This window comes from Bacillus sp. FSL W8-0920, from assembly GCF_038593215.1.
GTDB classification, from domain to species: Bacteria; Bacillota; Bacilli; order Bacillales; family Bacillaceae; genus Bacillus; species Bacillus pumilus.
This window is the reverse complement of record NZ_CP151974.1, coordinates 2,485,252-2,511,792: the sequence shown is the minus strand read 5'-3', so window position 1 is coordinate 2,511,792 and position 26,541 is coordinate 2,485,252. Positions and strand designations below refer to the sequence as shown.

Genomic DNA, 26,541 nt, shown 5'->3' with positions numbered 1-26,541 from the left:
CGAGAAAATGTGGTGAGTGAACGTGGATGAGATCCAATCTGTCCTATACGAATACGGGCTTGAGGCGGAATACGTTGAACCTGTCAGTCCTGCTGTCGTCAAAGTATATACAAAGCAGGGCGTATTTGCCTTAAAGCGAGTAAAAGCCAACAGGCATATGCAGTTTACAGAGCAAATGCTTGAACTAGAATCAAAGGGCTATCGCTCTTTTGTGCCGATTTATCGGACGAAGAGCGGTTCTTTTTTCTCAAGTCATCGTGAAAGCCAGTACGCATACTATCTCATGCCTTGGCTGACGAATGAAAAGAGAGAAGAGCAGGACGATAAACATGAATATTTATTTCAAGAGATTGCAAGACTTCATAAGCGGACTGAAGTGATGATGGATATCACAGAGCAAGAGATCGAAGCGCACTACACACAAATCAAGACCAAATGGGAAACAGAGAAAGACATGTATGAACGATTCATAGAGCGGGCAGAGCAAACTTGGTATATGTCGCCATTTGAACTGGCTGCTGCGATGTATTTTTCAGAGGCGATGTCTGCCAGCGAATTTGCCCTCGAACGACTAGAAGACTGGCATGAAGAAATGAAAGATAAAGAAACAACACGTGTTGTGTTAAATCATGGGCAGCTGTCGATTCATCACTTTTTGTATAATGATGTGGGTACAGGACATTTCACCAATTTTGAGCGGTCAAAAAAAGCCGCCCCCATTTATGACCTTCTGACCTTTTACTATCGGACATTCAAAACCTATCCCACGTCTTGTCCTGAATGCACTTCCTTGTTTTATACGTACCAAAAAGGAAATCCTCTTCGGGAGGAAGAGCTTCATTTGTTTCTTAGTTACCTTGCTTATCCACAAGGTCTGTTTGATACAGTTAAAACCTATGAAGCAGGCGGGCAGGATGAGATGGAAAGCTGTCAACAGCTGTTAAGAGCGTATTGGCAGATGAAAAATTCAGAGCCGACCGTCATGAAGATTCACGAGATTGAGCAGGCTAGACGGCTTGAAGAAGAACAAAGTGCCTCGTCATCAGCGGAATGACGAGGTTATTTTGTGTGTACATAAGCGCGAGTCTTTAAAACCAATCAAGGTGAAAGGCGCAGGCGAGAAAAATGAGAATACCTAGGATGAGGACGTCAAATGTTGTGGGGAAAATGATCGTACGAAACCCTTGAAATATCGCAATCGGGAGAACGACTTGGGAGGCCACTGCCCGAATTTGTCTCAGCCAGGGGGGAAGTGTGTAAGGATTGATCTTTTTCAAAGCAAACGCCCTCCTTCTTCATTTTGTTATTATCATATGGGCAAAGAGGAAAAGGGTGCTTGCCCAATTTGTATAAAGAAGAAGAAAAGCGGAAAAGATGATTGACGAAAACAAAAGGCATTTAGTAATATAAATAAAAGATGAGTATGTGCTGATGAACGTGATATATCGTAAGCGTGGATCAGGAAGAGTACAAGCAAGACCCTAAAGAGAGGGAGACCATGAGCTGAAAGGTTTCCTAGGATGCACTTGTTTGGAAGGTCGCCTGTGAGCTTAATTTCTTGAATGAACAAGTAGAGAAATTCGGGAGAACCCCGTTATCCTTTAGAGTGTATGGGACACGTCTATGTGTTCCATGAAAAAAGGTGGTACCGCGAAAAAGCTTTTTCGTCCTTTTATAAGGATGAAAAGGCTTTTTTATGTTTCATCAGCCGAAAAAATGTGGAGGTTACATAAATGGAAACAAATAATCAAGAAATGCCAACAAAGTACGACCCAAATGCGATAGAAAAAGACCGCTATACGTACTGGCTTGAAGGGAAATTCTTCGAAGCACAAAATGACAAAACGAAAGATCCATATACAGTCGTCATTCCTCCACCAAACGTGACAGGAAAACTGCACCTTGGGCATGCATGGGATTCGACCCTTCAAGACATCGTGACACGTATGAAACGGATGCAGGGCTATGACGTTCTATGGCTTCCAGGAATGGATCATGCCGGTATTGCGACCCAAGCAAAGGTTGAGGCAAAGCTTCGCGAAGAAGGCGTAAGCCGTTATGACCTTGGCCGGGAGAAATTTGTGGAAGAAACGTGGAAATGGAAAGAAGAATATGCGGACTTTATTCGCAGTCAGTGGGCGAAAATGGGACTTGGTCTTGATTACTCACGTGAACGTTTTACATTAGATGAAGGTCTGAATAAAGCGGTACGCCAAGTGTTTGTTCAATTGTATGAAAAAGGGCTGATCTATCGCGGAGAGTACATCATTAACTGGGATCCAGCGACGAAAACGGCACTTTCTGATATTGAAGTCATTTATAAAGATGTTCAAGGCGCGTTTTATCACTTAAGATACCCACTTTCAGATGGCACGGGTTCAATTGAAATTGCGACGACAAGACCTGAAACAATGCTCGGAGATACAGCCGTTGCCGTGCATCCTGATGACGAACGTTATCAGCATTTAATTGGAAAAACAGTGGTCTTGCCAATTACAGGACGCGAGATTCCAATCGTTGCTGATGATTATGTCGATATGGAGTTTGGTTCAGGAGCTGTGAAAATTACACCTGCTCATGACCCGAATGACTTTGAGCTTGGAAACCGCCATGACCTAGAGCGTATTCTTGTCATGAATGAAGATGGCACAATGAATGCAAATGCACTGCAATACAAAGGAATGGACCGCTTTGAATGCCGTAAACAGCTTGTAAAAGACTTGCAAGAAGAGGGTATTTTGTTCAAAATTGAGGACCATATGCATTCAGTTGGTCATAGTGAGAGAAGCGGAGCTGTCGTTGAACCTTATTTATCTACTCAATGGTTTGTAAAAATGCAGCCGTTGGCAGACGAAGCCATTAACCTTCAAAATGGGGACGACCAAGTTCAATTTGTTCCAGACCGCTTTGAAAAGACGTATTTACACTGGATGGAAAATATCCGTGACTGGTGTATTTCTCGTCAGCTATGGTGGGGACACCGCATTCCAGCTTGGTATCATAAAGAAACGAAAGAAGTATATGTTGGACTGGAAGCACCAGAAGATATAGAAAACTGGGAACAGGATAACGATGTGCTTGATACATGGTTTAGTTCAGCGCTTTGGCCTTTCTCGACAATGGGCTGGCCGGATGCAGATAGTGAAGACTTCAAGCGCTACTATCCAACAAACCTGCTTGTTACAGGCTATGACATCATTTTCTTCTGGGTCTCTCGCATGATCTTCCAAGGTCTTGAATTCACAGGAGAAAAACCGTTTAAAGACGTTCTGATTCATGGGCTGATCCGTGACGAGCAAGGACGTAAAATGAGTAAGTCGCTAGGTAACGGAATTGATCCAATGGAGGTCATCGACAAGTACGGTGCAGATTCATTAAGATATTTCTTAGCAACTGGAAGCTCACCAGGTCAGGATCTTCGCTTTAGCTTTGAAAAGGTTGAATCCACTTGGAACTTTGCGAACAAAATTTGGAACGCATCACGTTTTGCTTTAATGAACATGGATGGCTTAACGTATGATGAGCTTGATTTAACAGGAGAAAAATCAGTTGCTGACCAATGGATTTTAACCCGCTTAAATGAAACGATTGAAAGTGTCACACAGCTAGCTGACAAGTATGAATTCGGTGAAGTGGGCAGACATTTATACAACTTCATTTGGGATGATTTCTGTGATTGGTACATTGAGATGGCGAAGCTTCCGCTTTATGGAGAAGATGAAGCAGCGAAGAAAACGACTCGTTCGATCCTTGCGTACGTATTAGATCAGACGATGAGACTTCTTCATCCGTTCATGCCATTCTTAACAGAAGAAATCTGGCAGCATCTTCCGCACGAAGGTGAATCGATTACTGTAGCGGCTTGGCCTGAGGTGAAGCCAGAGCTTTCAAACGAACAAGCGTCTGCTGATATGAAGCTGCTTGTGGAACTCATCCGTTCTGTTCGTAACATCCGCAGTGAAGTGAATACGCCAATGAGCAAACAGGTGGAGCTTTACATTAAAGCTTCTACATCTGATGTGCAGGAACGCTTAGAGAAAAACCGTTCATATATTGAGCGTTTTACGAACCCAAGTGTACTTGAAATTGGCACAGATGTCCCAGCTAGTGATAAAGCGATGACGGCTGTTATTTCTGGAGCAGAGCTCATTCTGCCGCTTGAAGGCTTAATCAACTTAGATGAGGAAATCGCTCGTCTGCAAAAAGAGCTTGATAAGTTGACAAAAGAAGTAGAGCGCGTCCAGAAAAAGCTTGGCAACGAAGGCTTTATGAAAAAAGCGCCTGAAAGTGTCGTAGAAGAAGAGCGTGCGAAAGAACGTGACTATGTCGCAAAACGCGAAGCTGTTCAAAAGCGTATTGAAGAGCTGAAAGCATAAGGTTGAAAAGACGGCTCCTAACAAAATGGAGTCGTCTTTTTTGAAAATTTCGGATGAAATGAGAGATGACATTGTTTACAACCTATCATGAAGCCATTGAGTGGATTCACAGTAGACTGGCCTTTGGTGTAAAACCGGGTCTTGAAAGAATGAAGTGGCTGATGAACAAACTAAGCCATCCGGAACAACGCATAAAAGCGGTACATGTTGCAGGTACAAATGGAAAAGGTTCAACGATTGCGTTTACTCGTTCCGTTTTACAGGCAGCAGGCTATTCAGTCGGCACCTTCACCTCCCCGTTTATTTTAACGTTCAATGAACGAATCAGCGTGAACGGAGCACCTATACAGGATGAAGAATGGCTGAGTTTGGTGAATAAAATCAAGCCTTTTGTTGATGAGTTAGATCAAACAGAGCTTGGCGCAGCAACAGAGTTTGAAATCATTACCGCATGTGCATTTGCTTATTTTGCCGATGTGCAGCAAGTAGACTTTGTCCTATTAGAGACAGGGCTTGGCGGAAGACTTGATTCAACAAATGTTGCCGTACCTATCTTAACAGCGATTACATCGATTGGTCATGATCATATGGCGATTCTAGGTGATACACTTGAACAAATTGCATCTGAAAAAGCGGGCATTATCAAAGAGGGTATTCCGATGATCACCGCAGTTCATCAACCGGAAGCACTTGCGGTCATTCAAAATATCGCAAAAGAAAAGAAGACGGAATGCATTTCATTACAGGATACTTGTACCTTCAGTCATCAGCAGCCAACAGAAACAGGAGAACGATTTACGTTAAGCACATCAAAAAGGCAGTATCCGCAGCTTGAAACAGGGTTAATCGGAACGCATCAACAGCAAAATGCTTCCCTTGCTGTTCTACTCATTGAATGGCTGGAACAAGAAGGCTATATTAGCGTGACAGAAGAGCAGGTATATGAAGGTATTCGGCATGCAGTTTGGGCTGGAAGATTTGAAAAAGTCAAAGACCATCCACCAGTTTATTTAGACGGCGCTCATAATGAAGAAGGGATCGACCGTTTAATTGAAACGGTACAAGCTCATTTTTCTAGTAAACAAGTGCATGTTTGTTTTAGTGCTTTAAAAGATAAGCCGTACAAGCAAATGATTCAAAAACTTGAAGCCATTAGTTCCTCTATCCATTTTGTTTCATTTGATTTTCCAAGAGCTGAATCAGCGGAAAAGCTTTATGCATGCAGTCAGTTAGAGGCAAAATCGTATGACGATGACCCTCAAACAGTGCTTGAGTTCATTCAGAAAAAAAGTGATGATCCTTCAGCGGTGATCCTTGTGACAGGCTCTCTTTATTTTATTTCAGATTTACGAAATCGTATTTTAAGGTAGTCAAAAGACGCAATTGCTTTTAGGCAATGTGCGTCTTTTTTCTTTTGAAATGTAAAAGATTGAGTTTACTAGGCACTCAAGGTAATTCGCTGATGACGGGAAGGAATTCTAAATGGAGTGAGCGGCATGGGCCGTTTATCCATGTTGCTCAAGCATTTTCTTCATAATGAAAAGCCTCGAGAACGATTTTTCAAATATGGTCCAAGTAGTTTGTCAAACCATGAACTTGTCGCGATCCTTTTAAGAAATTGCACAAAAAATTTGTTCTTCAATTATTCGCAAGACTTCTGCAATTATTTGGCGGTCAATATGTCATTCGTATACAAGAGGGCGAGGCGTAATTGTGTTGTGATGGAAGAGGTGAGATTTCTTACACATGAATACTTTGTTTGTCTTTATCTCAATACAAAAAATCAAGTTCTTCATCGATTGTCCACCCACGCAAAATGTTTAAAGAAGCCTTTAAACATCATAGTTTATTTTAGGTTTAATGTAATTATATGGTACAATAAATAAAAAATGTATCACATAATTTAATTTTTAAAAGGCTTTCCTGCAAGGTTCATCTGAAAGGAAGGATAGCATGTTTATTATCAGTGGAGTACTTCTTTCTTTTATGTTATTAGTAGTTGTTTTAATAGTTATAATCCTTTTTAAACGAATTATTTTAGGTAAAAGCATAGGTGTTCACTATACTCCCTTTGACAATATTACTGGAAACACCAGTATTGAATTTCATGAAGAGCAAAATGAAGACAATCAAGGTAATGATAAGGATAGAAATAAAGAAAAAAGGTTCTAGTCACTATTAAATAATTAATTATATCCACCTGTATAAAAAAGCCAATTATATAACGTCTATCAGGGACATATTCATCCCCTTATATTTAAATAAACATCTCTTCAAACGAATTTTATTTCTTTTTAACTAGAACATAAGTCCATATTCAATACTTATAGTAGGGGCTTGTTATTTCCTCTATTTAAATATTATATAATTGAGATAATATGTTGTGTTATTTTTAACACTCTTCTTTAAAAAACGGACGTAAAATAATTGCTTATTCAACATTCAGATTGTTGACAAAGGCTAAAATGATCTTTATTTTTTGTCTTCTTTTCAGTGTGATAGAAAACCATTGAAGTCTAGGAAGAAAATCTACTTTTGCGGAGCGCATTGAACATTCGTGAGCATCAGCGCGCAGGACAGACAACGAATGCGAGAGTTTGTCTACACGTGTATTTATAGGGGAATTTTATAAAGGAGTGATAAACTTCTATCTTGTGCTCTTTCTTGTTAGGATATTTGCTTTATTAACTTGTAATATTTGATCAAAAATTTGTGAGTTTGAAGGAAAAAGGGGAGGGTATTTGTAACACTTTTTTCTCAGATATCCGAAATCGTATTTTAAGGTAATCAAAAGACGCAATTGGTTGTATGTAATGTGCGTCTTTTTTTCTTTTGAAATGTAAATGAGAGGGGAAATCACATTTTCATTAGGTGTTCAAGGTGAATCGCTATGGTACAATCCGGGATATTCTATTTCCGGAAGGAGCCGCGATATATGATTGGCATTTTTGTGTTTCTTGCAGGCATCACCATGGGGTCGTTCTTTCATCTAGTTGGTGAAAGGCTGCCACTTAAGCGGTCTATTCTTCTTCCTCGATCTCACTGCACAGCCTGTAAACAGCCGCTATCCCTGCATGAGATGATCCCGCTCGTTTCTTATGCTGTATGGAAGGGGTCTTGTAAACATTGCGGCATTCGGCTATCTTGGCTCTATCCAACGATTGAAATGCTGTCAGGCGGTCTTTTTTTGTTCATTTATAGGATCGCTGGTGTTTCGTTTGAAAGTCTTTTCCTTGTGATTCTTTGTAGTTTATTCGTGATTGCTGTCGTGAGTGATCTTCTCTATATGAGGGTGCCGAACGAGCTGTTTCTCTTCTTTTTCCCTCTTTTCGTCATATACCGCACGCTGGAACCGCTTCTGATCTGGTGGGAAGGGGCGGCTTCTCTGATTTTTTGCATTCTTTTGTTTTCTAGTTTAGATTATTTTAAGCCGAATAGTCTGGGCGGAGCTGATATGAAGCTGTTCAGTGTGCTTGCGTTTTGCTTTGGCTTCAAGCCGTTCCTTCTCATGCTTTTTCTCTCATGTATCGCTGGAATGGTTTATGCAAAGGTCTTTTCCTTTCGAGTAAACGAGCCATTCCCTTTTGTTCCTTCGATCGCTATTTCTTTTTTGCTGTATCTCTGTGGTGCTCCTGTCTTGTTTCTATTTGGATAGTCGAAGGGGTGAAAAAATTGGCGAACACTTTTTTGCCCTGCCGACAAAAGTCTTGTTCTTTTTTTTTACTGCTATGGTAAAGTGTGAAACAGAAAGAAGGACGGGTTAAATTCGCACTGATTCATTGGACAGAAAGGTCTTTCTTACAAACATGTCAGAAAGCGGGGAATGACAGTGAAAAAAAGGCAGGCAAAAAAACAAGGGCTAAAGGTCAATATTAATGGCAAGGAAGAAATGGTGCATGAAGATGATCATCAGCCGCCAAAACAGCAAGAGGATCAAGTGACGTTTTCGAATTGGGAGGAAAAGAGACATTCGGAACAGGAGACAGCGGCTTCTCAGGAAGATTCGTCTAAACCGAAAGAAGAGGATTTCCAGTGGGATGATGCTGCTGATCATATTTATCATTCTGATCCAAAAGTCGTCACACCTTATCAAAAGAAAAAAAGCTCCTTTGATCAGAAGTTCGGTAAAAATCGTGGTCCCTTCAAGAGAGTGATGACAACGATTGTGTTTGCGGTCGTTCTTGGGACAGGCCTTGGGGTGTTTGCGCTTAGTTTAAGTCAAGATGGTACATCAAATCCTTCAGGTGGAGATATCAGTGTCTCGGCATCTGGTTCTGCAAATCAATCATCGATGAAAGCTGGCGGGGATGCGCCGAATGCAGGTACTACAGATGAATCAAAAGAGAACAAAGATGAAAAAAGTGCCTCTGGCAGTTTATCAACCTTTGTTGTACAGGCTGGGAAATTCTCTTCTGAAAAAGGAGCAGATGACTTAGTTGGCAGTTTAAAAGATGCAGGATATGCTGGGAAAAAGGTTTCCATGGATGATGGATATTATGTCATTGCCGGGCTTGCGACAGAGCAGGGGATGACAAGCGCTGTAGGGAAGAAATTGATTGATCAGCACTTTGAGGCGTGGGGAGGAAAGGAGCTCTCATTTCAAGTGCCGGATGAGCTGACTAGTTTAATAGAAAAGGCATCTGTATTATCATCCAAAGTGATTGCAGGCGATGAAGTGGATCAAAAGGAAGTCACGCAGCTAATTTCTGAGCTTGAAAGTGCCAAAACAGAGGATGCACCGGCTAAAAGCAGTTTGCTAAAAGCTGTGCAGCTCTTAAATGACCCAACTGCTGAAAATGGATGGAAATCTCAGCAGGCATTGCTTGATCAATTAAATACGTAAAATCATTTTTTAAGAAACGAAACTAGTCAAAAAATGACTAGTTTTTTTCTTTTGCATCCAACATAATGATGAAGGTACATGAAAAATGAATTTTCGTAAATTGTCGGTAAGATGTACATTTGCTAGGATGAATGGGTATCTTACTTCTTAGGCTAAACCCTGAAAGGATGAACAAACATGAACCAATTGATTCTCGCATCGCAATCACCTAGAAGAAAAGAATTGCTTGATCTAGCAGGGTTTTCTTATGACATTCAAGCAAGTCATTTAAAAGAAGAAATAAATCGAAACCTTTCCCCTGCTGAGAACGTCCAATGGTTGGCAGAACAAAAAGCAAATGATATTCAAAGATTAAATCCCAAAGCTGTGGTCATTGGTGCAGATACAATTGTTGCAATTGACGGCAAGTGTCTTGGGAAACCAAAAGATAAGAAAGAAGCGGCTTTTATGCTTCAATTATTATCAGGAAAGACACATCAAGTCTTGACGGGTGTCACGGTTCAGTCAGAGAATAGAAAAGAAACATTTTATGAACAGACAGAAGTGACATTTTGGACGCTGACTCAAAATGAAATAAACCGCTATATCGATACGGGCGAACCCCTTGATAAAGCGGGAAGCTATGGCATTCAAGGGAAAGGCGCACTGTTTGTTCAAAAAATAGATGGTGATTATTTTTCCGTTGTCGGTCTACCTATTGCGAAAATAGTCAGAGTGCTTGAAACCTTTGGAATCACCCCTTTTTGAAGACAGGAAGGAATTCTAAAAGGAGTGGTCACCCTGAACGATTTCCCTATGCTGCTAAAGCATCTCCCTCATGATGAAAAACCGAGAGAACGATTTATCAAATACGGGCCCAGCAGTTTGTCAAATCATGAACTTGTTGCGATCCTTCTAAGAACAGGCACGAAAAAAGAATCAGTTCTCCAAATTTCTGCAAGACTTCTGCAAACATTTGGCGGTCTTCGCTCTGTAAAAGAAGCCTCAATTGAAGAAATGTCGAAGATTAGAGGAGTTGGAAAGGCGAAGGCGATTTCTCTTTTAGCTGCTTTAGAACTCGGCACTAGATTACACCATCAAACGACGGATAACCGCTATGTGATCCGCACACCAGAAGACGGAGCGAACTTTGTGATGGAAGATATGAGATTTTTGACACAGGAAAATTTCGTTTGTCTTTATCTCAATACAAAAAATCAAGTTCTTCATAAACATACCGTGTTTATTGGAAGCCTGAATTCATCGATCGTTCACCCGCGTGAAATTTTCAAAGAAGCCTTTAAACGATCGGCCGCTTCATTTATATGTGTGCACAACCATCCATCTGGAGATCCGACGCCCAGCAGGGAAGATATTGAAGTTACACAGCGACTTTTTGAATGTGGAAAGCTGATTGGAATACAGCTGCTTGATCATCTGGTCATAGGTGATCAAAAATTTGTGAGTTTGAAGGAAAAAGGGTATTTGTAACACTTTTTTTTTCAATGTTTTACGATATAATAGAGTTTATGAGTTTTTCCCTAAAGGGAATTTTGGTTTAAGAAAGGAAGATACATACATATGTTTGGAATTGGTACAAAAGACCTTGGAATAGATCTTGGAACAGCGAACACGCTTGTTTTTATTAAAGGAAAAGGCATTGTTGTAAGAGAACCTTCGGTCGTAGCTTTGGAAACTGATACGAAGTCTATAGTGGCGGTTGGAAATGACGCGAGAAACATGATTGGCCGTACACCTGGTAATATTGTGGCACTTCGCCCAATGAAAGACGGAGTCATTGCAGATTACGAGACGACAGCAACAATGATGAAATATTACATTAATCAAGCATTAAAAGGCAAAGGGCTTTTTGCTCGTAAACCTTACGTGATGGTATGTGTACCATCTGGTATTACAGCTGTAGAAGAGCGTGCAGTTATTGATGCAACAAGACAAGCTGGTGCACGTGACGCATACCCGATTGAAGAGCCATTTGCTGCGGCGATCGGTGCTAACCTGCCTGTATGGGAGCCAACAGGAAGTATGGTTGTTGACATTGGCGGCGGTACAACAGAGGTAGCCATTATTTCTCTTGGCGGTATTGTGACATCACAATCAATCCGCGTGGCAGGAGATGAAATGGATGATGCGATCAGCAGCTACATCCGTAAAACGTATAACCTGATGATCGGTGATCGTACGTCAGAAGCTATTAAAATGGAAATTGGTTCTGCGCAGCCTGATGTGCATGATGAAATGGATATTCGGGGCCGTGACCTTTTAACTGGTCTGCCAAAAACAATCTCGATTACAGCAGATGAGATTGCAAAAGCGCTTCGTGATACAGTGGAAACAATTGTTGATGCGGTGAAAATGACACTTGAAAAAACTCCGCCTGAGCTGGCAGCAGATATTATGGACCGTGGAATCGTCTTAACTGGCGGCGGTGCATTGCTTCGTAATCTTGACAAAGTCATTAGTGATGAAACGAAGATGCCAGTCATTATTGCTGAAGATCCGCTTGACTGTGTGGCGATCGGGACAGGAAAAGCACTAGAGCATATTCATTTGTTCAAAGGAAAATCAAAAGATAATCGATAATCGGGCGTAAATAAAGAGGTGTAAGACATGCCGCAGTTTTTTATGAATAAAAGATTAATGTTGCTCCTTGTCTGTGTCATCGTACTGGTGGCCATGATTGGTTTTTCAGTGAAAAGCGGCAGAGGTGCTTCATGGCCGGAAAAATTAGTGGGGGATACGACAGGCTTTTTTCAAGGTGTCTTTCATAAACCATCACAATTTATTGCCGGTATTTATGGGAATGTACAAGATTTAAAGAACACATACGATGAAAACGAACGTCTTCGAAAAAAACTTGATGGACAAACCCAATATGAGGCGAAACTACAAGAACTAGAAGATGAAAACAAAAAGCTACGCAAGCAGCTCGGTTATGTGAACTCTATTCGTGATTATACGCCAATTCTATCAACGGTTATCGCGAGAAACCCGTCCCTTTGGGATAGCTTTATCATGATTGATAAAGGGAAAAAACAAGGCGTTGACAAAGATATGGCGGTCACAAATGAGAGTGGTGCGTTAATTGGGAAAATTGAAAGTGATAAGCTCAACAATTTTACTTCGACTGTAAGGTTGCTAAGCTCTACTGACCAAAATAATAGAATTTCAACGAAAATTTTTGCGAAAAAGGGCAAAGAAGAACTCAACGGAATTATTAACGGCTATGACAGTAAGAAAAAAATGCTGACAATGAATATTCTGAAATCTGATGCAGATGGAGATGTCAAAAAAGGAGATCTTGTTGAAACATCTGGAGCAGGGGGCGTATTCCCTCAAGGCTTGACGATTGGTAAGGTGAGTGAAATCGAGCCAGATCATTACGGCCTGACAAAAATCATTTATGTAGAACCAGCGGCTGAACTTAACAATTTAGACCGTGTGATTGTGGTGAATCGCAGCTCAAGTACGGCAGATGCATCTGAATTGACGAAGGAGGAAGGCTCGTGAGACGTGTCCTTCTTGCTTTCGTCATGTTGTTTATCTTCGTATTTGACAGTATTTTTGTCGATCTAGTGAAGCTCCCATTTGTTTCAGACAATCAAATTTTAGCTCCTCATTTCATCTTACTCGCACTTGTATTTATGACGGCGTTTGTGAATCAAAAATATGGTGTGATTTTCGGTTTTATCTTTGGACTTTTATATGATATTTCGTATACAGGCATACTTGGTGTTCATATGTTTGGCTTTGGAGCGCTCTGCTATTTGCTAGCGAAAGCCTTTAAAGTTTTGCAAACGAATATGTTAGTGGTCGTCTTTCTGTCGATTATTGCTGTTTCCGTGATGGAGTTTTATGTGTACGGCGTTCAAGCGACAATTCAACCAGGGATTATGCCGTTTAATACGTATGTCATCGAACGCTTTATTCCAACGATTCTTTTAAATACTGCTGCGTCTCTCATACTTGTTGTGCCGCTTAGGCTCTTTTTCATCAACATGAAACAAGGACTGATCGACGAATAAAAGCAGGAGTTTGTCCAAATACGGCGAAATGAGTATGTTGTTGAGGTGAGCATCTTGAAAACTCAAAAACAGCAATATGTGACAATAAAAGGTACAAAAAACGGATTAACATTACAGTTAAATGATGACTGTTCGTTTGATGACCTTCTTTCTGGCTTGCGAGAGGTTCTTTTACTTGAGCAATATACAGATGGAAGAGAAGGTCATAAGGTTAATGTGCATATTAAGCTTGGTTTTCGGTATTTAACAGAGGATCAGGAAATGCGTTTGACTGAAGCAGTCTCTGAAAATGAACATCTCGTCATTCACTCTATTGAAAGTGACGTCATGTCAACTGAAGAGGCGAGACGATTAAAAGCAGAGGCTGACATTACCTCTGTAGCGAAAATTGTGCGCTCTGGACAGGTGCTGTATGTCGAAGGAGATCTTTTATTAATAGGAGATGTCAATCCTGGCGGAACGATTCGTGCAGGGGGAAATATTTTTGTGCTCGGTGCTTTAAAAGGCGTGGCACATGCTGGATGTAATGGGAATAAACAAGCTGTCATTGCGGCATCTCGTATGATTCCAACACAGCTTCGTATCGCACAAGTGTTTAACCGTGCACCAGATCAAAAAGAAGATGGAAATGAAATGGAATGTGCTTATTTAGATATAGATGGCAACATGATCATTGAACGCCTGCAGCAATTGGCTCATATAAGACCTAATCTGACAAGGCTTGAGGGAGGAATGTGAAATTGGGCGAGGCTATTGTGATTACCTCAGGAAAAGGCGGCGTTGGCAAAACAACAACATCTGCAAACTTAGGCACAGCACTAGCAATTCAAGGGAAAAAGGTGTGTCTAGTTGATACCGATATTGGCCTTCGGAATTTAGATGTCGTGATGGGGCTTGAGAACCGCATTATTTATGATCTAGTCGATGTAGTAGAAGGAAGATGTAAAATTCACCAAGCGCTTGTAAAAGATAAGCGTTTCGAGGATCTTTTGTATCTTTTACCCGCTGCTCAAACAAGCGATAAAACGGCTGTAGAGCCGGAGCAGATCAAAGAATTAATTCAATCATTGAAACAAGACTTTGACTATGTCGTCATTGATTGCCCTGCTGGAATTGAGCAAGGCTTTAAAAATGCTGTATCTGGTGCAGATAAGGCAATTGTCGTGACGACGCCTGAGATCTCAGCTGTAAGAGATGCCGACCGTATCATCGGCTTGTTAGAACAAGAAGATATCGAACCACCTCGTTTGATTGTCAACCGTATTCGTACACACATGGCGAAAAGTGGCGATTCAATGGATGTGGATGAAGTTGTCCATCACTTATCGATTGATCTTCTTGGCATTGTCGCTGATGATGATGACGTGATTAAGGCTTCAAACAATGGTGAACCGATTGTCATGGATGCTAAAAATAAAGTCTCGATTGCGTATCGTAATATCGCCCGCCGCGTACTAGGCGAATCTGTTCCACTTCAATCATTTGAAGATGAAAACAAAGGAATGTTTGCGAAGCTGAAAGCATTTTTTGGTGTAAGAGCTTAATAAGCATTCAGGTAAGATGAGACCGATTCGATCAGAATCGGTCTTTTTGTTGCATATCAGATGAGGTCGCCACATAAAATGTACAAACTGTTTGTATGTAAAGGGTGATCTCATGAAAAGAGTGGACGAGTACCGAAAGAAAATCGCGCAGCGCCGCAAAACGAAGCAGTCAGCTGCTCCATCTAAGAAGACGACTTTTAAGAAAAAAGAGGATATCCCTCCATGGGTCATGCTGACAGAGGAAGAAAAGCATTCAGGGTCGTCTTCCTTTGAATCGTCGTCTCATCAGCCGAAGAAATATCAGCATCCGCTATTTAACCCCAATGCCTTTGTGCTGAAATGTTTATTATCTGCGTCTCTTGTGTTGATTGCAGCCATTTCATTTAAAGGTCAGGCAGGGCCGTTTCAGCAGCTGAAGCCGATCATTACGCAGACCTTTGAGCAAGATTTTCAATTTGCTGCTGCCAATCGCTGGTTTGAGAAAACAGTTGGAAACCCCCTTGCCTTTTTAACAGACAAAAAGGAAGACCAAAAAGATGTACAAGCGAACCAAGAACTGGCCGTACCTGCTTCTGGAAAAGTACAGGAATCCTTTACGCAAAATGGAGCAGGTGTCAAAATCGAAACATCGGCTGAAGCGATTGACAGTATGAAGGAAGGCTATGTAGTAGAAGTGAAAAAGAAAAGTGACACAGGGCTGACAGTGGTCGTGCAGCATGCGGATAACAGCTATAGCTGGTACGGTCAATTAAAGGAAGCCAATGTGGCCTTATACGATTTTGTCGATAAGGGTGAGAAAATTGGCCAGATCTCACTTGATGATCAAGGAAAGGGCACATATTACTTTGCCATTAAGCAAAATGAACAGTTTATCGATCCTATTCAGGTGATGACCTTTGAATAGATGGCTGGTCATGCTGACGAAAATTCACTTTCATCCGCTGCTGTGGATTGTGATGGCGTTTGCGATCCTCTCTGGTCAAATCAAGCCGCTGCTTTGTCTGCTCATTATCGTCTTTGTCCATGAGCTTGGACATGCAGCGGCTGCTTGCTATTATCATTGGCGCATTCGGCGGATTTTTCTACTCCCGTTTGGCGGAGCGGTAGAAGTAGAAGAGCATGGGAACCGCCCGCTAAAGGAAGAGCTGGCGGTCATTTTATGCGGGCCGCTCCAGCATGTACCGCTCCAGCTAATGGCGTGGTTTTTCATGGAAGCTTCTCTTATTTCACACGACATTTTTACGATGTTCACTTTTTATAATATGGCGATTTTCCTTGTGAATCTTTTGCCGATTTGGCCGCTAGATGGCGGGAAATTATTCTTTTTGCTCTTATCAGCATATTACCCTTTCCAACGTGCACATGCCCTTGCCATAAAAGGCTCCCTTGTCTTTTTTAGTCTGTTGACAGGCGGATTACTTTTGTTTGCGCCGCTTCAATTCAACGGCTGGGTGCTGCTCACCTTTTTAGCCTATTCACTCGTGATGGAGTACCGGCAGCGGCATTATGTCAGGGTTCGTTTTTTACTAGAACGTTATTACGGTAAAAAAGAGCAAAAGGTAGAAAAGCTGATTCCGCTGAGAGCGAGCGCTGAGGAAAAAGTATATGAAGTCATGGCGCGATTCCAAAGAGGCTGTAAGCATCCGATTATTATTGAAAGAGATGGCGTGAAAATGAGCCAGCTTGACGAAAATGAACTGCTTCATGCGTATTTTTCAGATCGAAGAACCACCTCCTCCATGGAAGAGCTTCTTTTGCCGTACTAGTGATGAAAATACGTTGACATTCTGCGTCTAATTTGATATATTTTTTAATGTTATGGATATGTAGCACCCGTGCTACAACCGCGCGAAGCAGGTGTAAAGAGCCTAAGGCCCCCTGTATTCGGCGAGTCTGAGTTTATTAGGAGGTGCAGAGATGTACGCAATTATCGAAACTGGTGGTAAACAAGTAAAAGTTGAAGAAGGTCAAACTGTTTATGTTGAAAAACTAGCTGCTGAAGCAGGTGAAACAGTAACTTTTGAAAACGTATTGTTTGTCGGCGGAGACACTGTCAAAGTGGGTAACCCTTCAGTTGCTGGAGCAACAGTAACGGCTAAAGTTGAAAAACAAGGTCGCGGTAAGAAAATTACTGTGTTCAAGTACAAACCGAAGAAAAACAACCACAAGAAACAAGGTCATCGTCAACCTTACACTAAAGTTGTTATCGAAAAAATCAACGCTTAAGGCGTGTGAGTGATATGATCAAAGCAACCATTACTCGGTCGGCAGCAGATGAAAGCATTACGTCTTTTCAGATGACTGGACATGCCGAGTTTGCTGAAAAAGGTCAGGATCTCGTTTGTGCAGGAGTATCTGCTGTTGTTTTCGGCTCAGTCAATTCAATTATTGCACTGACAGGATTGGACCCTCTGCTTGATATTGGCGAGGAAGGCGGCTATTTCTCTTTTGAATTGCCGGCTGATACAGATCCAGTATCCTTTGAAAAAGCCCAGCTGCTTTTAGAAGGTATGGTCGTTTCCTTAGAAACAATCGAACGAGATTATCACGATTATGTGAGAATATCTACAAAAAAATAGGAGGTGAACTTCATGCTTAGATTAGATCTTCAATTTTTCGCATCTAAAAAAGGGGTAGGTTCTACAAAGAACGGACGTGACTCTGAGTCTAAACGTTTAGGCGCTAAACGTGCTGATGGTCAATTCGTAACTGGTGGTTCTATCCTTTATCGTCAACGTGGAACGAAAATCTATCCAGGTGAAAACGTTGGACGCGGAGGCGACGACACTCTTTTCGCTAAAATCGACGGAACAGTTAAATTCGAACGTTTCGGTCGTGACCGTAAAAAAGTGAGCGTATATCCTGCGGCACAATAATTGCTAAAAACTCCGGTCATTGACTGGAGTTTTTTTCACTTTTTACAAGTAGTATCGAAGATGAAAAAGAGATGCACTCCATCAATATCAAAGAACGTTTGCTGACTTTGCCTCATTTTCTCCTATAGATCAGAAAAAACAACCTTTCCTCACATAACTAGTGTTTTTCTATGCTGTCTTCTCTGTTATAATTCAGGGAGACATATTGATGATAAGACTCCTAAAAGAGAGACCAAACGATTGGGAGTGCGATAATGGAAGAGATATCAAGTAAACAAAACGAAAAATTAACTCACGTTGCATTAACAAATGAATTGATCTATCTGCTCAGTCGTTCAAGACATGACTGGATGAATAAATTGCAGCTGATCAAGGGCAACTTGACATTAGAAAAATATGACCGTGTGTTTGAAATTATAGAAGAAATGGTCATTGAAGCACAGCATGAATCCAAACTCTCAAATTTAAAAATTCCCCAATTGGCCTATTACTTTCTAACATTTAATTGGGAGTCGCATTTTATCACCTTAGAATACGAAGTGCTTGGTGAAACCCGAGACTTATCAGCATATGAATCGCAGCTGCTAACGGTATCACAGGAGTTGTTTTCGATATTCGATCAATCAGTTTGCCAAAAAACTGAAAATCATTTAACGGTCACGTTCCAAACAGATCATGAAGAGAATGATGTGATCTTATATTTTGATTTCAAAGGAAAATTAACAAGTTTGGATGCGTTAAATGCGTTTCATGACGCAAACTATCCATGTATGAGTGTAGTTCAATTTCATGTGACAAGTCATGAGTCCATGATCGAGCTTTGTTTGAGGCAAGAATGAGATATGTGATGCAGAGAAACGGAGGAAGTTATGTTTGTAGATCAGGTTAAAGTGTATGTTAAAGGCGGTGACGGCGGAAACGGTATGGTGGCGTTTCGTCGTGAAAAATATGTGCCAAAAGGCGGACCGGCTGGCGGCGATGGTGGAAATGGTGCAGATGTTGTATTTGAAGTAGACGAAGGACTCAGAACATTGATGGACTTTCGTTATAAGCGCCATTTTAAGGCGGATCGCGGCGAGCACGGAATGAGTAAAAACCAGCACGGCCGAAATGCGGAAGAAATGGTTGTCAAAGTTCCGCCCGGTACGGTTGTGACGGATGCAGAGACAGAACAAGTACTCGCAGACTTAACAGAGCATGGACAGCGGGCAGTCATTGCAAAAGGCGGACGAGGCGGACGTGGAAATTCACGTTTCGCAACACCGGCAAACCCTGCACCACAGCTTTCTGAAAATGGCGAGCCAGGTAAAGAACGTGACGTCATCTTAGAATTAAAAGTACTTGCAGATGTTGGACTTGTTGGTTTCCCAAGTGTCGGGAAGTCGACACTGCTTTCAATTGTCTCTTCTGCGAAACCGAAAATTGCAGATTATCATTTCACAACGCTTGTGCCGAACCTAGGAGTTGTCGAAACAGATGATAACCGAAGCTTCGTCATGGCGGATCTGCCAGGACTGATCGAAGGCGCGCACGAAGGTGTTGGCTTAGGTCATCAATTTTTACGCCACATTGAGCGGACACGCGTCATTGTCCATGTCATTGATATGTCAGCACTTGAAGGACGTGACCCGTACGAAGATTATGTGACGATTAATGAAGAGCTTGAGCAATACAATATGAGATTGACTGAGCGTCCACAAATCATTGTAGCGAACAAAATGGACATGCCAGATGCAGCTGACAATCTAGCGGCATTTAAAGAAAAATTAACGGATGACTATAAAGTGTTCCCAATTAGTGCGATCACAAGAGAAGGGCTTCGTGAGCTTTTATTTGAAATCGCCAATCAGCTTGAAACAACACCGGAATTCCCGCTTTATAATGAAGAGGAACTGTCTGATAACCGCGTAATGTACAGGTTTGATGAGGGAGATGCACCATTCGAGATCACAAGAGATCCTGACGGTACATTTGTCATAACGGGTAAAGCACTTGAGCGACTGTTTAAGATGACAGATTTCTCAAGAGATGAGTCCGTGAAACGATTCTCTAGACAATTGCGCGGAATGGGTGTCGATGATGCCTTGCGTGAGCGTGGTGCACAAGACGGCGACATCATTCGTCTGCTTGAATTTGAATTTGAATTTATTGATTGATCAAAAGGAGGGTCCAGTCCATGGGCTCTCCCGTTTTTAAAAGGGGAGAAAACAGGTGAAAGAAGAAACGTTCTATTTAGTAAGAGAGGATGTCCTTCCAGATGCGATGCGAAAAACGCTTGAAGTCAAAAAGCTTCTCGATCGCAAAAAAGCGGATTCAGTTGCCGATGCTGTTCAACAAGCGGATTTAAGCCGCAGTGCTTTTTATAAATACAGAGATGCTGTTTTTCCATTTTATACGATGGTGAAAGAGCAGATCATCACATTGTTTTTCCACCTTGAGGATCGGTCTGGGGCTCTGTCAAGACTGCTGCAAATTGTGGCTGACTCTGGCTGTAATGTGTTATCCATTCACCAAACGATTCCGCTGCAAGGAAGAGCGAATGTCACCCTATCCATTAGCACGGCTGGTATGGCAGATGATATCAATACAGTCATGAATCAATTAAGAAAACTTGAATTTGTCGAAAAAGTTGAAATTCTAGGTTCTGGGGCGTAAAAGGAGAGATCATAGCAGATGAAGCAATTAACTGTAGGTTATTTTGGACCAGAGGCAACATTTACTCATTTGGCCGTATGCTCTTGCTTTCCAGCAGATGCAATGCAGCGTGCCTATGCAACGATTCCGCAATGTATGGATGCTGTGTCAAAAGGCGAAGTCGATTTGGCGGTCGTTCCACTTGAAAATGCACTCGAAGGATCTGTAAACTTAACGATTGATTATTTAATTCATGAAGAAGCGCTGTCCATTGTTGGTGAAATGACAGCACCGATTCGGCAGCATTTGCTTGTCCACCCATCAAGAGCGGAAAGCTGGGAGACATTAGATGTGATCCAATCACATCCGCACGCGATTGCCCAGTGTCATCAATTTCTGAAAAAGCAGTACCCAGATATTCCGCATCGTCCAGTTGAATCAACAGGTTATGCAGCGAAATATATCAGTGAGCATCCGGATGAGGCTGCTGGGGCCATTGCGAATGAAATTGCCGCACAAACGTATGGTTTAACGATTGCAAAAAAAGACATTCATGATTATCCGCACAATCATACACGCTTTGTTATTTTACATAAAGATCCTAAAGCATCGTTCCCAATGAATGCAGGGTTCTCATCGAAGCCAAAAACGACCATTGTCGTCAGTCTGCCAAAGGATGACCAATCAGGTGCATTGCACCGCGTGTTATCTGCCTTTTCTTGGCGAAATCTCAACTTGTCAAAAATTGAATCTCGTCCAACAAAAACTGGACTTGGACACTATTTATTTATTATAGATATAGAAAAAGAAATGGATGATGTCCTTGTCCCTGGCGCGATTCAGGAATTAGAAGCGATTGGCTGTGAAGTCAAATTGCTCGGCAGCTACCAAACATATGAACTAACGAATGAAAAATAGTGTCCCTTATAGGACACTATTTTTTTAGTCTTTAATTAAAAAGCCAGCATCATCGAGCGCTTGGATGGCTTGGTCAAGCTGCTTTTGACTGTAAGAAGTGAGTGTATGTAAATGCACACCGTCTGTTAGTTCTGACAAGTAGGAGGCGCCCGTGTTAGAAATATGATGAACGAAATCAGCTACTTGCTTGCGAGTGCTGACGCGAATCGAGGCCGTTAGTTCACCGTAAACAGGGTGTTCTATAATCACATCTTTTACCGTCACCCCAAAGTCTACAATTAAGGTCAGTTCCTCTTCTGTACGAACAGGATCATGCTTGCAGGCGATGATTTGTTCAATTTCTCTTTCTGGCGCATGCTGAGATGCCATATACACATAGCCTTGACTTGTGGCAATAATGGGTTCGTTTTTTGCTTTCAATAGTGAGATATCTTGTACAATGACTTGTCGAGAGACAGCCGCCTTTTTAGCCAAAAAGCTTCCGGTGAGCGGTGTATCTGTCTCTTTTAGCCACTCTAAAATGGCGTTTCTTCTCTCTTCGCCAATGAGTTTCCTCTCTTGCTCCACGTCTTATGCTCCTTTCTTCTCCTTTTGCAATTGTTCAAATGTATGCAAAAGCTGATCGATGTCCTCTTTTGATGACTTCGATCCAAATGATAGTCGAATGAATTGAAGAGCATCACGGTCTGATACGTGCAATGCCTTCACAGCCGGGGAAGGATGATGATAACCAGAAGCACATGCGCTTCCAGTCGATATACAAATCCCATGCCGGTTACATGCTAACATTACATATTGTCCTTCAAACCCTTCAAAAAAACAACCAATAATATGAGGCAGCATAAGGCGATTGCCATTGTTCTGAAGTGTACGAACAGGAAGCTGTCTCATTTTCAGCTGCTGAAGAAAATAATCACGAAGCTGCTCATTTTGCTGTTTTTGCTCATCTTGCTTAAGTATCAATTGTTCGCTCGCAGCAGCAAAAGCACCGATGCATGGAACGTTCACTGTTCCAGGGCGGAAGCCATTTTCCTGAACTGCACCTGAATATAAAGGCTTCCAAGGAACGTGAGCGCCCATATAGACAGCACCAGCGCCCTTAGGTGCATACACTTTATGGCTAGAGATGGATACGGCATCAACCCCAAGCTCCTTGATGGACATACGAACCTTTCCGAATGTTTGCACGGCATCTGTATGAAAAAGAATGTGCCTTTCTTTTAAAATGGGTGCTAATTCAGCGAGCGGCTGGATAATCCCTGTTTCTGAATTAGCATGCTGGATAGATACTAATCCTGTTTCAGGCAATAATGCATCTTTGAGAATGTCCTGAGTGATGATCCCATCTTGATTCGGTTCAATGATCGTAACTTTCGCGCCAAGACGCTCTAAGCTCTTAACCGCATGATGAACAGAAGGATGCTCTACAGAAGTTGTGATGACATGCTGCCTGTCTGCTGGCAGACCATTTGCCATCGATTGAATCGCAAGAAGATTGGATTCCGTTCCGCCGCTTGTAAAGTAGATGCCCTCTGGTTCGCCCTCAAGAATGGCAGCGATTGATTGTCTGCTGTAAGTCAGTATGTCATTTGCTCTTCCGCCTGCATCATGTAGACTGCTTGCATTCCCGTAGCAATCTTTACTTAGCTGATGAAAAACATGCAGTGCCTCCTCCGAAACAGGTGTAGAAGCTGCGTAATCTAAATAAACCAATCCATCCATCTCCTATGAGAAAATTTTTTCTTGTATTTATTGTAGTGTTGTGTAATGATATGTGTCAAGACAGGTGTAAATGACAGGAGGGGCGATGGTGTCATCAATCAAAAAAATCATTGTGGTGGGATCAGGCATTGCAGCGCTTTCCTTTGCAAAAACCATTTCAGCAAGCTGCGAAGTCATCATGATGACAAAAAAACAATTTTCCTCTAGTAATTCCATGCTTGCACAAGGAGGAATCGCTGCTGCCTTTTCAGCACAGGATTCTGTTCATCAGCATGTACAAGACACATTAGCCGCCGGCTGTGATCACAATGATGAAAGGGCGGTACAAGAGATCGTACGTCTTGGAAAGCATATGGTGGAGCAGCTCGTAGAAGAAGGCTGTCCATTTGATCAAACGGAGACGGGCGTGCCGCAATTAGGTAAAGAGGGGGCGCATACGACTCATCGCATTTTGCATGCAGGAGGAGACCAAACAGGTAAAACCCTCGTGCAGTATTTAAAAAATCAGCTTGGCTCACATATTCATATATATGAAAATTCCCATGTCGTTGATCTGCTCGTTCACGAAGGAACCTGCATAGGAGTGGTCTGGAAAGATGAGAAAGATCGCGTACATACCATGACCGCAGATGCCGTTGTTTTATCCACGGGCGGCTGCGGCTCCCTATATGAAACAAACACAAATGACCCTTCTGTAACAGGAGACGGACTGATGATGGCTTATCGAGCCGGAGCACAATTAGCTGATCTCGAATTTGTTCAATTCCATCCCACCCTCTTGACGATCGCTGGAAAAGCAGTCGGTCTCGTTTCAGAGGCAGTCCGAGGAGAGGGAGCCTATTTAGAAGATGAAACAGGCAGGAGGATCATGAAAGGTGTTCACCCACAAGCTGATTTAGCGCCTAGAGATATTGTTGCTAGAGCTATTTTTCATGAGCAGCAATTAGGTCATGAGCTGTATCTCAATATCAGCGAAATTCCACATTTCTCAGTTCGTTTTCCAGCCATTGCTGCAATGTGTGAGCGTGCAGGTGTCGATATGGCAAGCGGCAGGCTCCCAGTTTCCCCTGGTATGCATTTTTTAATGGGCGGAATCTGCGTGAATGAATATGGAGAAACGACGGTTCCATCTCTTTTTGCTATCGGAGAAGCGGCCTGTACAGGCTTACACGGAGCGAACCGATTGGCGAGTAATTCTCTCTTGGAAGGTCTCGTTTTAGGAAACAAAGCGGCACGGAGAATTGAACAAGTACCTAAACAGAAAAAAACAATCCCCTCTTTCTCAATTCAAGAAATATGGTCCGTGCCAGAGATTTCAGAGAATCAGTTGAGACAATGGATGACGACATATGCCGCAATTGTAAGAGACGAAAAAGGGCTAAAGACCTTACTGCAAACATTACAGGAAGTCCCTTATCAGCAAATGAATGTGAAGGATATCACAAGTGAACAGATCGAATTAAGCAATCAATGGGCATTAGCGATTTGCCTTGTGAAGTCTGCATTACTTCGTACAGAAAGCAGAGGTGGTCATTATCGAATGGATTATCCAAATCGGAATGATGCATTATGGCGGGGTGTGCAAATTGTCCATGAAAAAGGCCACATTCACATGATGAAAAATGAAAGGATCGGTGCCAAATGGAACGTTTACAGTTAAAACAAATGCTGACTCATTTTTTCACAGAAGATATTGGTTTTGGAGATGTATCAGCTGATGGCATTTTTGGAGAAAAGAAAGGAACAGCCTATATCATCGCAAAACAATCGGGTGTATTGGCAGGTTCTCAAGTCATTGACATAGGGTACCGCCTGCTGAATGAACAGATTCAGACTGAGTTGTTCTTTAAAGAAGGTGATTGGATTCATTCAGGGGCAGTGCTGGCGAAAATAAAGGGACCAGTCAGCGACTTATTAAAAGGAGAACGGGTCATTTTAAATGTCTTGCAGCGCATGACAGGTATCGCCACTTTAACACATGAAGCAGTGCAGCGATTAGCGGACCCGTCGATTACGATTTGTGATACGAGAAAAACGACGCCCGGCTTGCGTATGTTAGAGAAATACGCTGTGAAGACAGGTGGGGGAAAGAATCATCGCTTCGGCTTATCAGATGGGGTAATGATTAAAGATAATCATATCGTCGCATGCGGCTCTATTCGTGAAGCAGTAGAGAAAGCAAGAGCATATGCCGGTCATATGGTGAAAATTGAAGTGGAAATTGAATCAGAAACGCAGCTAAAGGAAGCCATAGATGCAAAGGCCGATGTCATCATGTTTGACAACTGCTCTCCGGACGAAGTAAAACGTTTTAAACAAATGACGCCGGAGACAATTCTGACTGAGGCTTCAGGAGGCATCACGCTAGAGACATTGCCAAGTTACAGAGGGACAGGTGTCGACCTTATTTCACTCGGTTTTCTGACACATTCTGCCCCAGCATTTGATTTTAGTATGAATATGGAATTCAGTCATAAAGGGGGAACCACTCATGTCACTGCTTAATGTACTCGCGAATCAACATGCAGCCATGATGCCAGAAGAATATAAACACCGCTCTGTTGATGAGATGAAGCAGCGTGTATTAGACATTAAACGAGCCTTTGGATCAAAGCTTTTTATACCGGGGCATCATTATCAAAAGGATGAAGTCATCCAATTCGCAGATGCAACAGGAGATTCATTGCAGCTCGCACAAATAGCCGCGGACAACAAGGAAGCGGAGTACATTGTGTTCTGCGGTGTTCACTTCATGGCTGAAACGGCAGATATGCTGTCAAACAAGAATCAAAAGGTTCTATTGCCAGATATGAGAGCAGGCTGTTCAATGGCAGATATGGCAAACATGAAACAAACGGATAGAGCATGGGAGCAGCTGACTAATCTGTTTGGGGAGACAATTCTTCCACTTACGTATGTCAACTCAACAGCTGATATTAAAGCATTTGTCGGAAAGCATGGCGGGGCCACTGTGACATCATCAAACGCTAAAAAAGTGCTGGAGTGGGCGCTCACACAAAAAGAGCGCATTCTGTTTCTCCCTGATCAGCATTTAGGGCGTAATACGGCCTTTGATTTAGGCATTTCACTTGAAGAAATGGCTGTCTGGGATCAAATAGAAGAAAGGCTCATCACCGATCAGCCTCTTTCCCGCATCAAGATGATTTTATGGAAAGGCCATTGCTCTGTCCATGAGAAATTTACGGTGCGGAATATTGAAGAAACAAGAAAAAGAGACCGTGACATTCAAATTCTTGTCCATCCAGAGTGCACGCATGAAGTCGTCACGGCTTCTGATCTTGCCGGTTCAACGAAATTTATTATTGATACGATCAAGGAAGCAGCAGCAGGAAGCAAGTGGGCGATTGGAACAGAGATGAATTTGGTCAAGCGTATCATAGATCAGCATCCAGATAAACAAATCGAATCCCTCAATCCGGATATGTGTCCATGTTTGACGATGAATCGGATCGATCTCCCTCATTTGTTATGGTCACTAGAAAGCATAGAGAAAGGTGATCCGGTCGGTTTGATTCAAGTCAATGAAGACACGACAAAAGACGCTTTACTTGCACTGAATAAAATGCTCGCCATTAAATAATGAAT

At 42.1% G+C, this 26,541-nt stretch carries 28 protein-coding genes and 2 other annotated features; of the genes, 25 read left to right on the top strand and 3 right to left on the bottom strand.

Going from position 1 to position 26,541, the window contains the following annotated elements; all coding sequences use genetic code 11:
* Positions 1-22 precede the first annotated feature (22 nt).
* A complete protein-coding gene (ysxE, locus tag NSS78_RS12745; RefSeq protein ID WP_050943646.1) occupies positions 23-1,054 on the top strand; it encodes a spore coat protein YsxE in 1,032 nt (343 codons plus the stop codon).
* Between the two features lie 34 nt (positions 1,055-1,088).
* Here the strand turns inward: ysxE and NSS78_RS12740 are convergent, their stop codons facing one another.
* Positions 1,089-1,277, bottom strand: a complete 189-nt coding sequence (locus tag NSS78_RS12740) for a hypothetical protein (protein ID WP_003216497.1) — start codon at positions 1,275-1,277, stop codon at positions 1,089-1,091.
* Positions 1,278-1,445: 168 nt separating this feature from the next.
* Positions 1,446-1,675: a binding site (T-box leader), on the top strand.
* A 58-nt stretch (positions 1,676-1,733) separates the two neighbouring features.
* Between NSS78_RS12740 and NSS78_RS12735 the strand changes: the two genes are divergently transcribed.
* The 21 genes from NSS78_RS12735 to pheA all read left to right on the top strand — a co-directional run bounded on the left by NSS78_RS12735 (position 1,734) and on the right by pheA (position 21,213).
* Positions 1,734-4,376 carry a valine--tRNA ligase gene (locus tag NSS78_RS12735; protein ID WP_212046184.1) on the top strand — a complete coding sequence of 881 codons (2,643 nt, stop codon included), beginning with the start codon at positions 1,734-1,736 and terminating at the stop codon, positions 4,374-4,376.
* A gap of 65 nt (positions 4,377-4,441) precedes the next feature.
* Positions 4,442-5,746: a folylpolyglutamate synthase/dihydrofolate synthase family protein gene (locus NSS78_RS12730; RefSeq protein ID WP_309217049.1), complete on the top strand. Its 1,305-nt coding sequence runs from the start codon at positions 4,442-4,444 to the stop codon at positions 5,744-5,746.
* Positions 5,747-6,329: 583 nt separating this feature from the next.
* Positions 6,330-6,548 carry a DUF3951 domain-containing protein gene (locus tag NSS78_RS12725; protein ID WP_339160298.1) on the top strand — a complete coding sequence of 73 codons (219 nt, stop codon included), beginning with the start codon at positions 6,330-6,332 and terminating at the stop codon, positions 6,546-6,548.
* A gap of 763 nt (positions 6,549-7,311) precedes the next feature.
* Positions 7,312-8,031 (top strand): A24 family peptidase, encoded by a 720-nt coding sequence (locus NSS78_RS12720; RefSeq protein ID WP_212046181.1) that lies wholly within the window; start codon positions 7,312-7,314, stop codon positions 8,029-8,031.
* A gap of 168 nt (positions 8,032-8,199) precedes the next feature.
* Complete coding sequence (locus NSS78_RS12715; RefSeq protein WP_212046180.1) at positions 8,200-9,219, top strand: SPOR domain-containing protein; 1,020 nt, start codon at positions 8,200-8,202, stop codon at positions 9,217-9,219.
* Positions 9,220-9,396: 177 nt separating this feature from the next.
* Entirely contained in the window at positions 9,397-9,966 is a 570-nt protein-coding gene (locus tag NSS78_RS12710) for a Maf family protein (RefSeq protein WP_212046179.1), read from the top strand.
* Between the two features lie 48 nt (positions 9,967-10,014).
* The gene (radC, locus tag NSS78_RS12705) at positions 10,015-10,689 is read left to right on the top strand and encodes a DNA repair protein RadC (RefSeq protein WP_034620589.1); all 675 of its coding nucleotides are present in this window, start codon (positions 10,015-10,017) and stop codon (positions 10,687-10,689) included.
* A gap of 90 nt (positions 10,690-10,779) precedes the next feature.
* Positions 10,780-11,799, top strand: a complete 1,020-nt coding sequence (locus NSS78_RS12700) for a rod shape-determining protein (protein ID WP_003216532.1) — start codon at positions 10,780-10,782, stop codon at positions 11,797-11,799.
* A gap of 27 nt (positions 11,800-11,826) precedes the next feature.
* The gene (mreC, locus tag NSS78_RS12695) at positions 11,827-12,726 is read left to right on the top strand and encodes a rod shape-determining protein MreC (protein ID WP_050943652.1); all 900 of its coding nucleotides are present in this window, start codon (positions 11,827-11,829) and stop codon (positions 12,724-12,726) included.
* Positions 12,723-13,241 (top strand): rod shape-determining protein MreD, encoded by a 519-nt coding sequence (mreD, locus tag NSS78_RS12690; protein WP_034661648.1) that lies wholly within the window; start codon positions 12,723-12,725, stop codon positions 13,239-13,241. The genes mreC and mreD overlap by 4 nt, the downstream gene beginning before the upstream one ends.
* Positions 13,242-13,295: 54 nt before the next feature.
* Positions 13,296-13,979 carry a septum site-determining protein MinC gene (gene minC / locus NSS78_RS12685; RefSeq protein WP_106029075.1) on the top strand — a complete coding sequence of 228 codons (684 nt, stop codon included), beginning with the start codon at positions 13,296-13,298 and terminating at the stop codon, positions 13,977-13,979.
* Between the two features lie 2 nt (positions 13,980-13,981).
* Positions 13,982-14,785, top strand: a complete 804-nt coding sequence (gene minD, locus NSS78_RS12680) for a septum site-determining protein MinD (RefSeq protein WP_003216504.1) — start codon at positions 13,982-13,984, stop codon at positions 14,783-14,785.
* A 112-nt stretch (positions 14,786-14,897) separates the two neighbouring features.
* Positions 14,898-15,689, top strand: a complete 792-nt coding sequence (locus tag NSS78_RS12675) for a M23 family metallopeptidase (RefSeq protein WP_050943654.1) — start codon at positions 14,898-14,900, stop codon at positions 15,687-15,689.
* Entirely contained in the window at positions 15,682-16,551 is an 870-nt protein-coding gene (locus NSS78_RS12670; protein WP_212046178.1) for a M50 family metallopeptidase, read from the top strand. The genes NSS78_RS12675 and NSS78_RS12670 overlap by 8 nt, the downstream gene beginning before the upstream one ends.
* Positions 16,552-16,617: 66 nt before the next feature.
* Positions 16,618-16,690: a sequence feature (ribosomal protein L21 leader region), on the top strand.
* Between the two features lie 12 nt (positions 16,691-16,702).
* Positions 16,703-17,011, top strand: a complete 309-nt coding sequence (gene rplU, locus NSS78_RS12665; RefSeq protein WP_003216781.1) for a 50S ribosomal protein L21 — start codon at positions 16,703-16,705, stop codon at positions 17,009-17,011.
* A gap of 14 nt (positions 17,012-17,025) precedes the next feature.
* Complete coding sequence (locus tag NSS78_RS12660; RefSeq protein ID WP_003216478.1) at positions 17,026-17,364, top strand: ribosomal-processing cysteine protease Prp; 339 nt, start codon at positions 17,026-17,028, stop codon at positions 17,362-17,364.
* A 12-nt stretch (positions 17,365-17,376) separates the two neighbouring features.
* Positions 17,377-17,661 carry a 50S ribosomal protein L27 gene (gene rpmA / locus NSS78_RS12655; protein WP_003216586.1) on the top strand — a complete coding sequence of 95 codons (285 nt, stop codon included), beginning with the start codon at positions 17,377-17,379 and terminating at the stop codon, positions 17,659-17,661.
* Positions 17,662-17,915: 254 nt separating this feature from the next.
* Positions 17,916-18,500, top strand: coding sequence for a sporulation initiation phosphotransferase B (locus NSS78_RS12650; RefSeq protein WP_003216825.1), 585 nt, complete (start codon positions 17,916-17,918; stop codon positions 18,498-18,500).
* A gap of 30 nt (positions 18,501-18,530) precedes the next feature.
* Positions 18,531-19,817, top strand: a complete 1,287-nt coding sequence (gene obgE, locus NSS78_RS12645; RefSeq protein ID WP_003216191.1) for a GTPase ObgE — start codon at positions 18,531-18,533, stop codon at positions 19,815-19,817.
* 55 nt (positions 19,818-19,872) lie between these two features.
* Complete coding sequence (locus NSS78_RS12640; protein ID WP_003216269.1) at positions 19,873-20,316, top strand: ACT domain-containing protein; 444 nt, start codon at positions 19,873-19,875, stop codon at positions 20,314-20,316.
* An 18-nt stretch (positions 20,317-20,334) separates the two neighbouring features.
* Positions 20,335-21,213 carry a prephenate dehydratase gene (gene pheA, locus NSS78_RS12635; protein WP_003216746.1) on the top strand — a complete coding sequence of 293 codons (879 nt, stop codon included), beginning with the start codon at positions 20,335-20,337 and terminating at the stop codon, positions 21,211-21,213.
* Positions 21,214-21,237: 24 nt separating this feature from the next.
* Here the strand turns inward: pheA and NSS78_RS12630 are convergent, their stop codons facing one another.
* Both NSS78_RS12630 and NSS78_RS12625 read right to left on the bottom strand, forming a co-directional pair.
* Positions 21,238-21,780, bottom strand: coding sequence for a transcription repressor NadR (locus tag NSS78_RS12630; protein WP_050943655.1), 543 nt, complete (start codon positions 21,778-21,780; stop codon positions 21,238-21,240).
* A gap of 3 nt (positions 21,781-21,783) precedes the next feature.
* Positions 21,784-22,935 (bottom strand): IscS subfamily cysteine desulfurase, encoded by a 1,152-nt coding sequence (locus tag NSS78_RS12625; RefSeq protein ID WP_282959901.1) that lies wholly within the window; start codon positions 22,933-22,935, stop codon positions 21,784-21,786.
* 85 nt (positions 22,936-23,020) lie between these two features.
* Between NSS78_RS12625 and nadB the strand changes: the two genes are divergently transcribed.
* From nadB to nadA, 3 genes are read left to right on the top strand one after another with little or no spacing between them, the layout of a single operon-like run.
* On the top strand, positions 23,021-24,595 hold the full coding sequence (nadB, locus tag NSS78_RS12620) for an L-aspartate oxidase (RefSeq protein ID WP_212046175.1): 1,575 nt from the start codon (positions 23,021-23,023) through the stop codon (positions 24,593-24,595).
* Complete coding sequence (gene nadC / locus NSS78_RS12615; protein ID WP_212046174.1) at positions 24,577-25,440, top strand: carboxylating nicotinate-nucleotide diphosphorylase; 864 nt, start codon at positions 24,577-24,579, stop codon at positions 25,438-25,440. Before nadB ends, nadC begins: the two co-directional genes overlap by 19 nt.
* Positions 25,427-26,536 (top strand): quinolinate synthase NadA, encoded by a 1,110-nt coding sequence (gene nadA / locus NSS78_RS12610; protein ID WP_050943658.1) that lies wholly within the window; start codon positions 25,427-25,429, stop codon positions 26,534-26,536. Before nadC ends, nadA begins: the two co-directional genes overlap by 14 nt.
* The last annotated feature ends 5 nt before the right edge of the window (positions 26,537-26,541 follow it).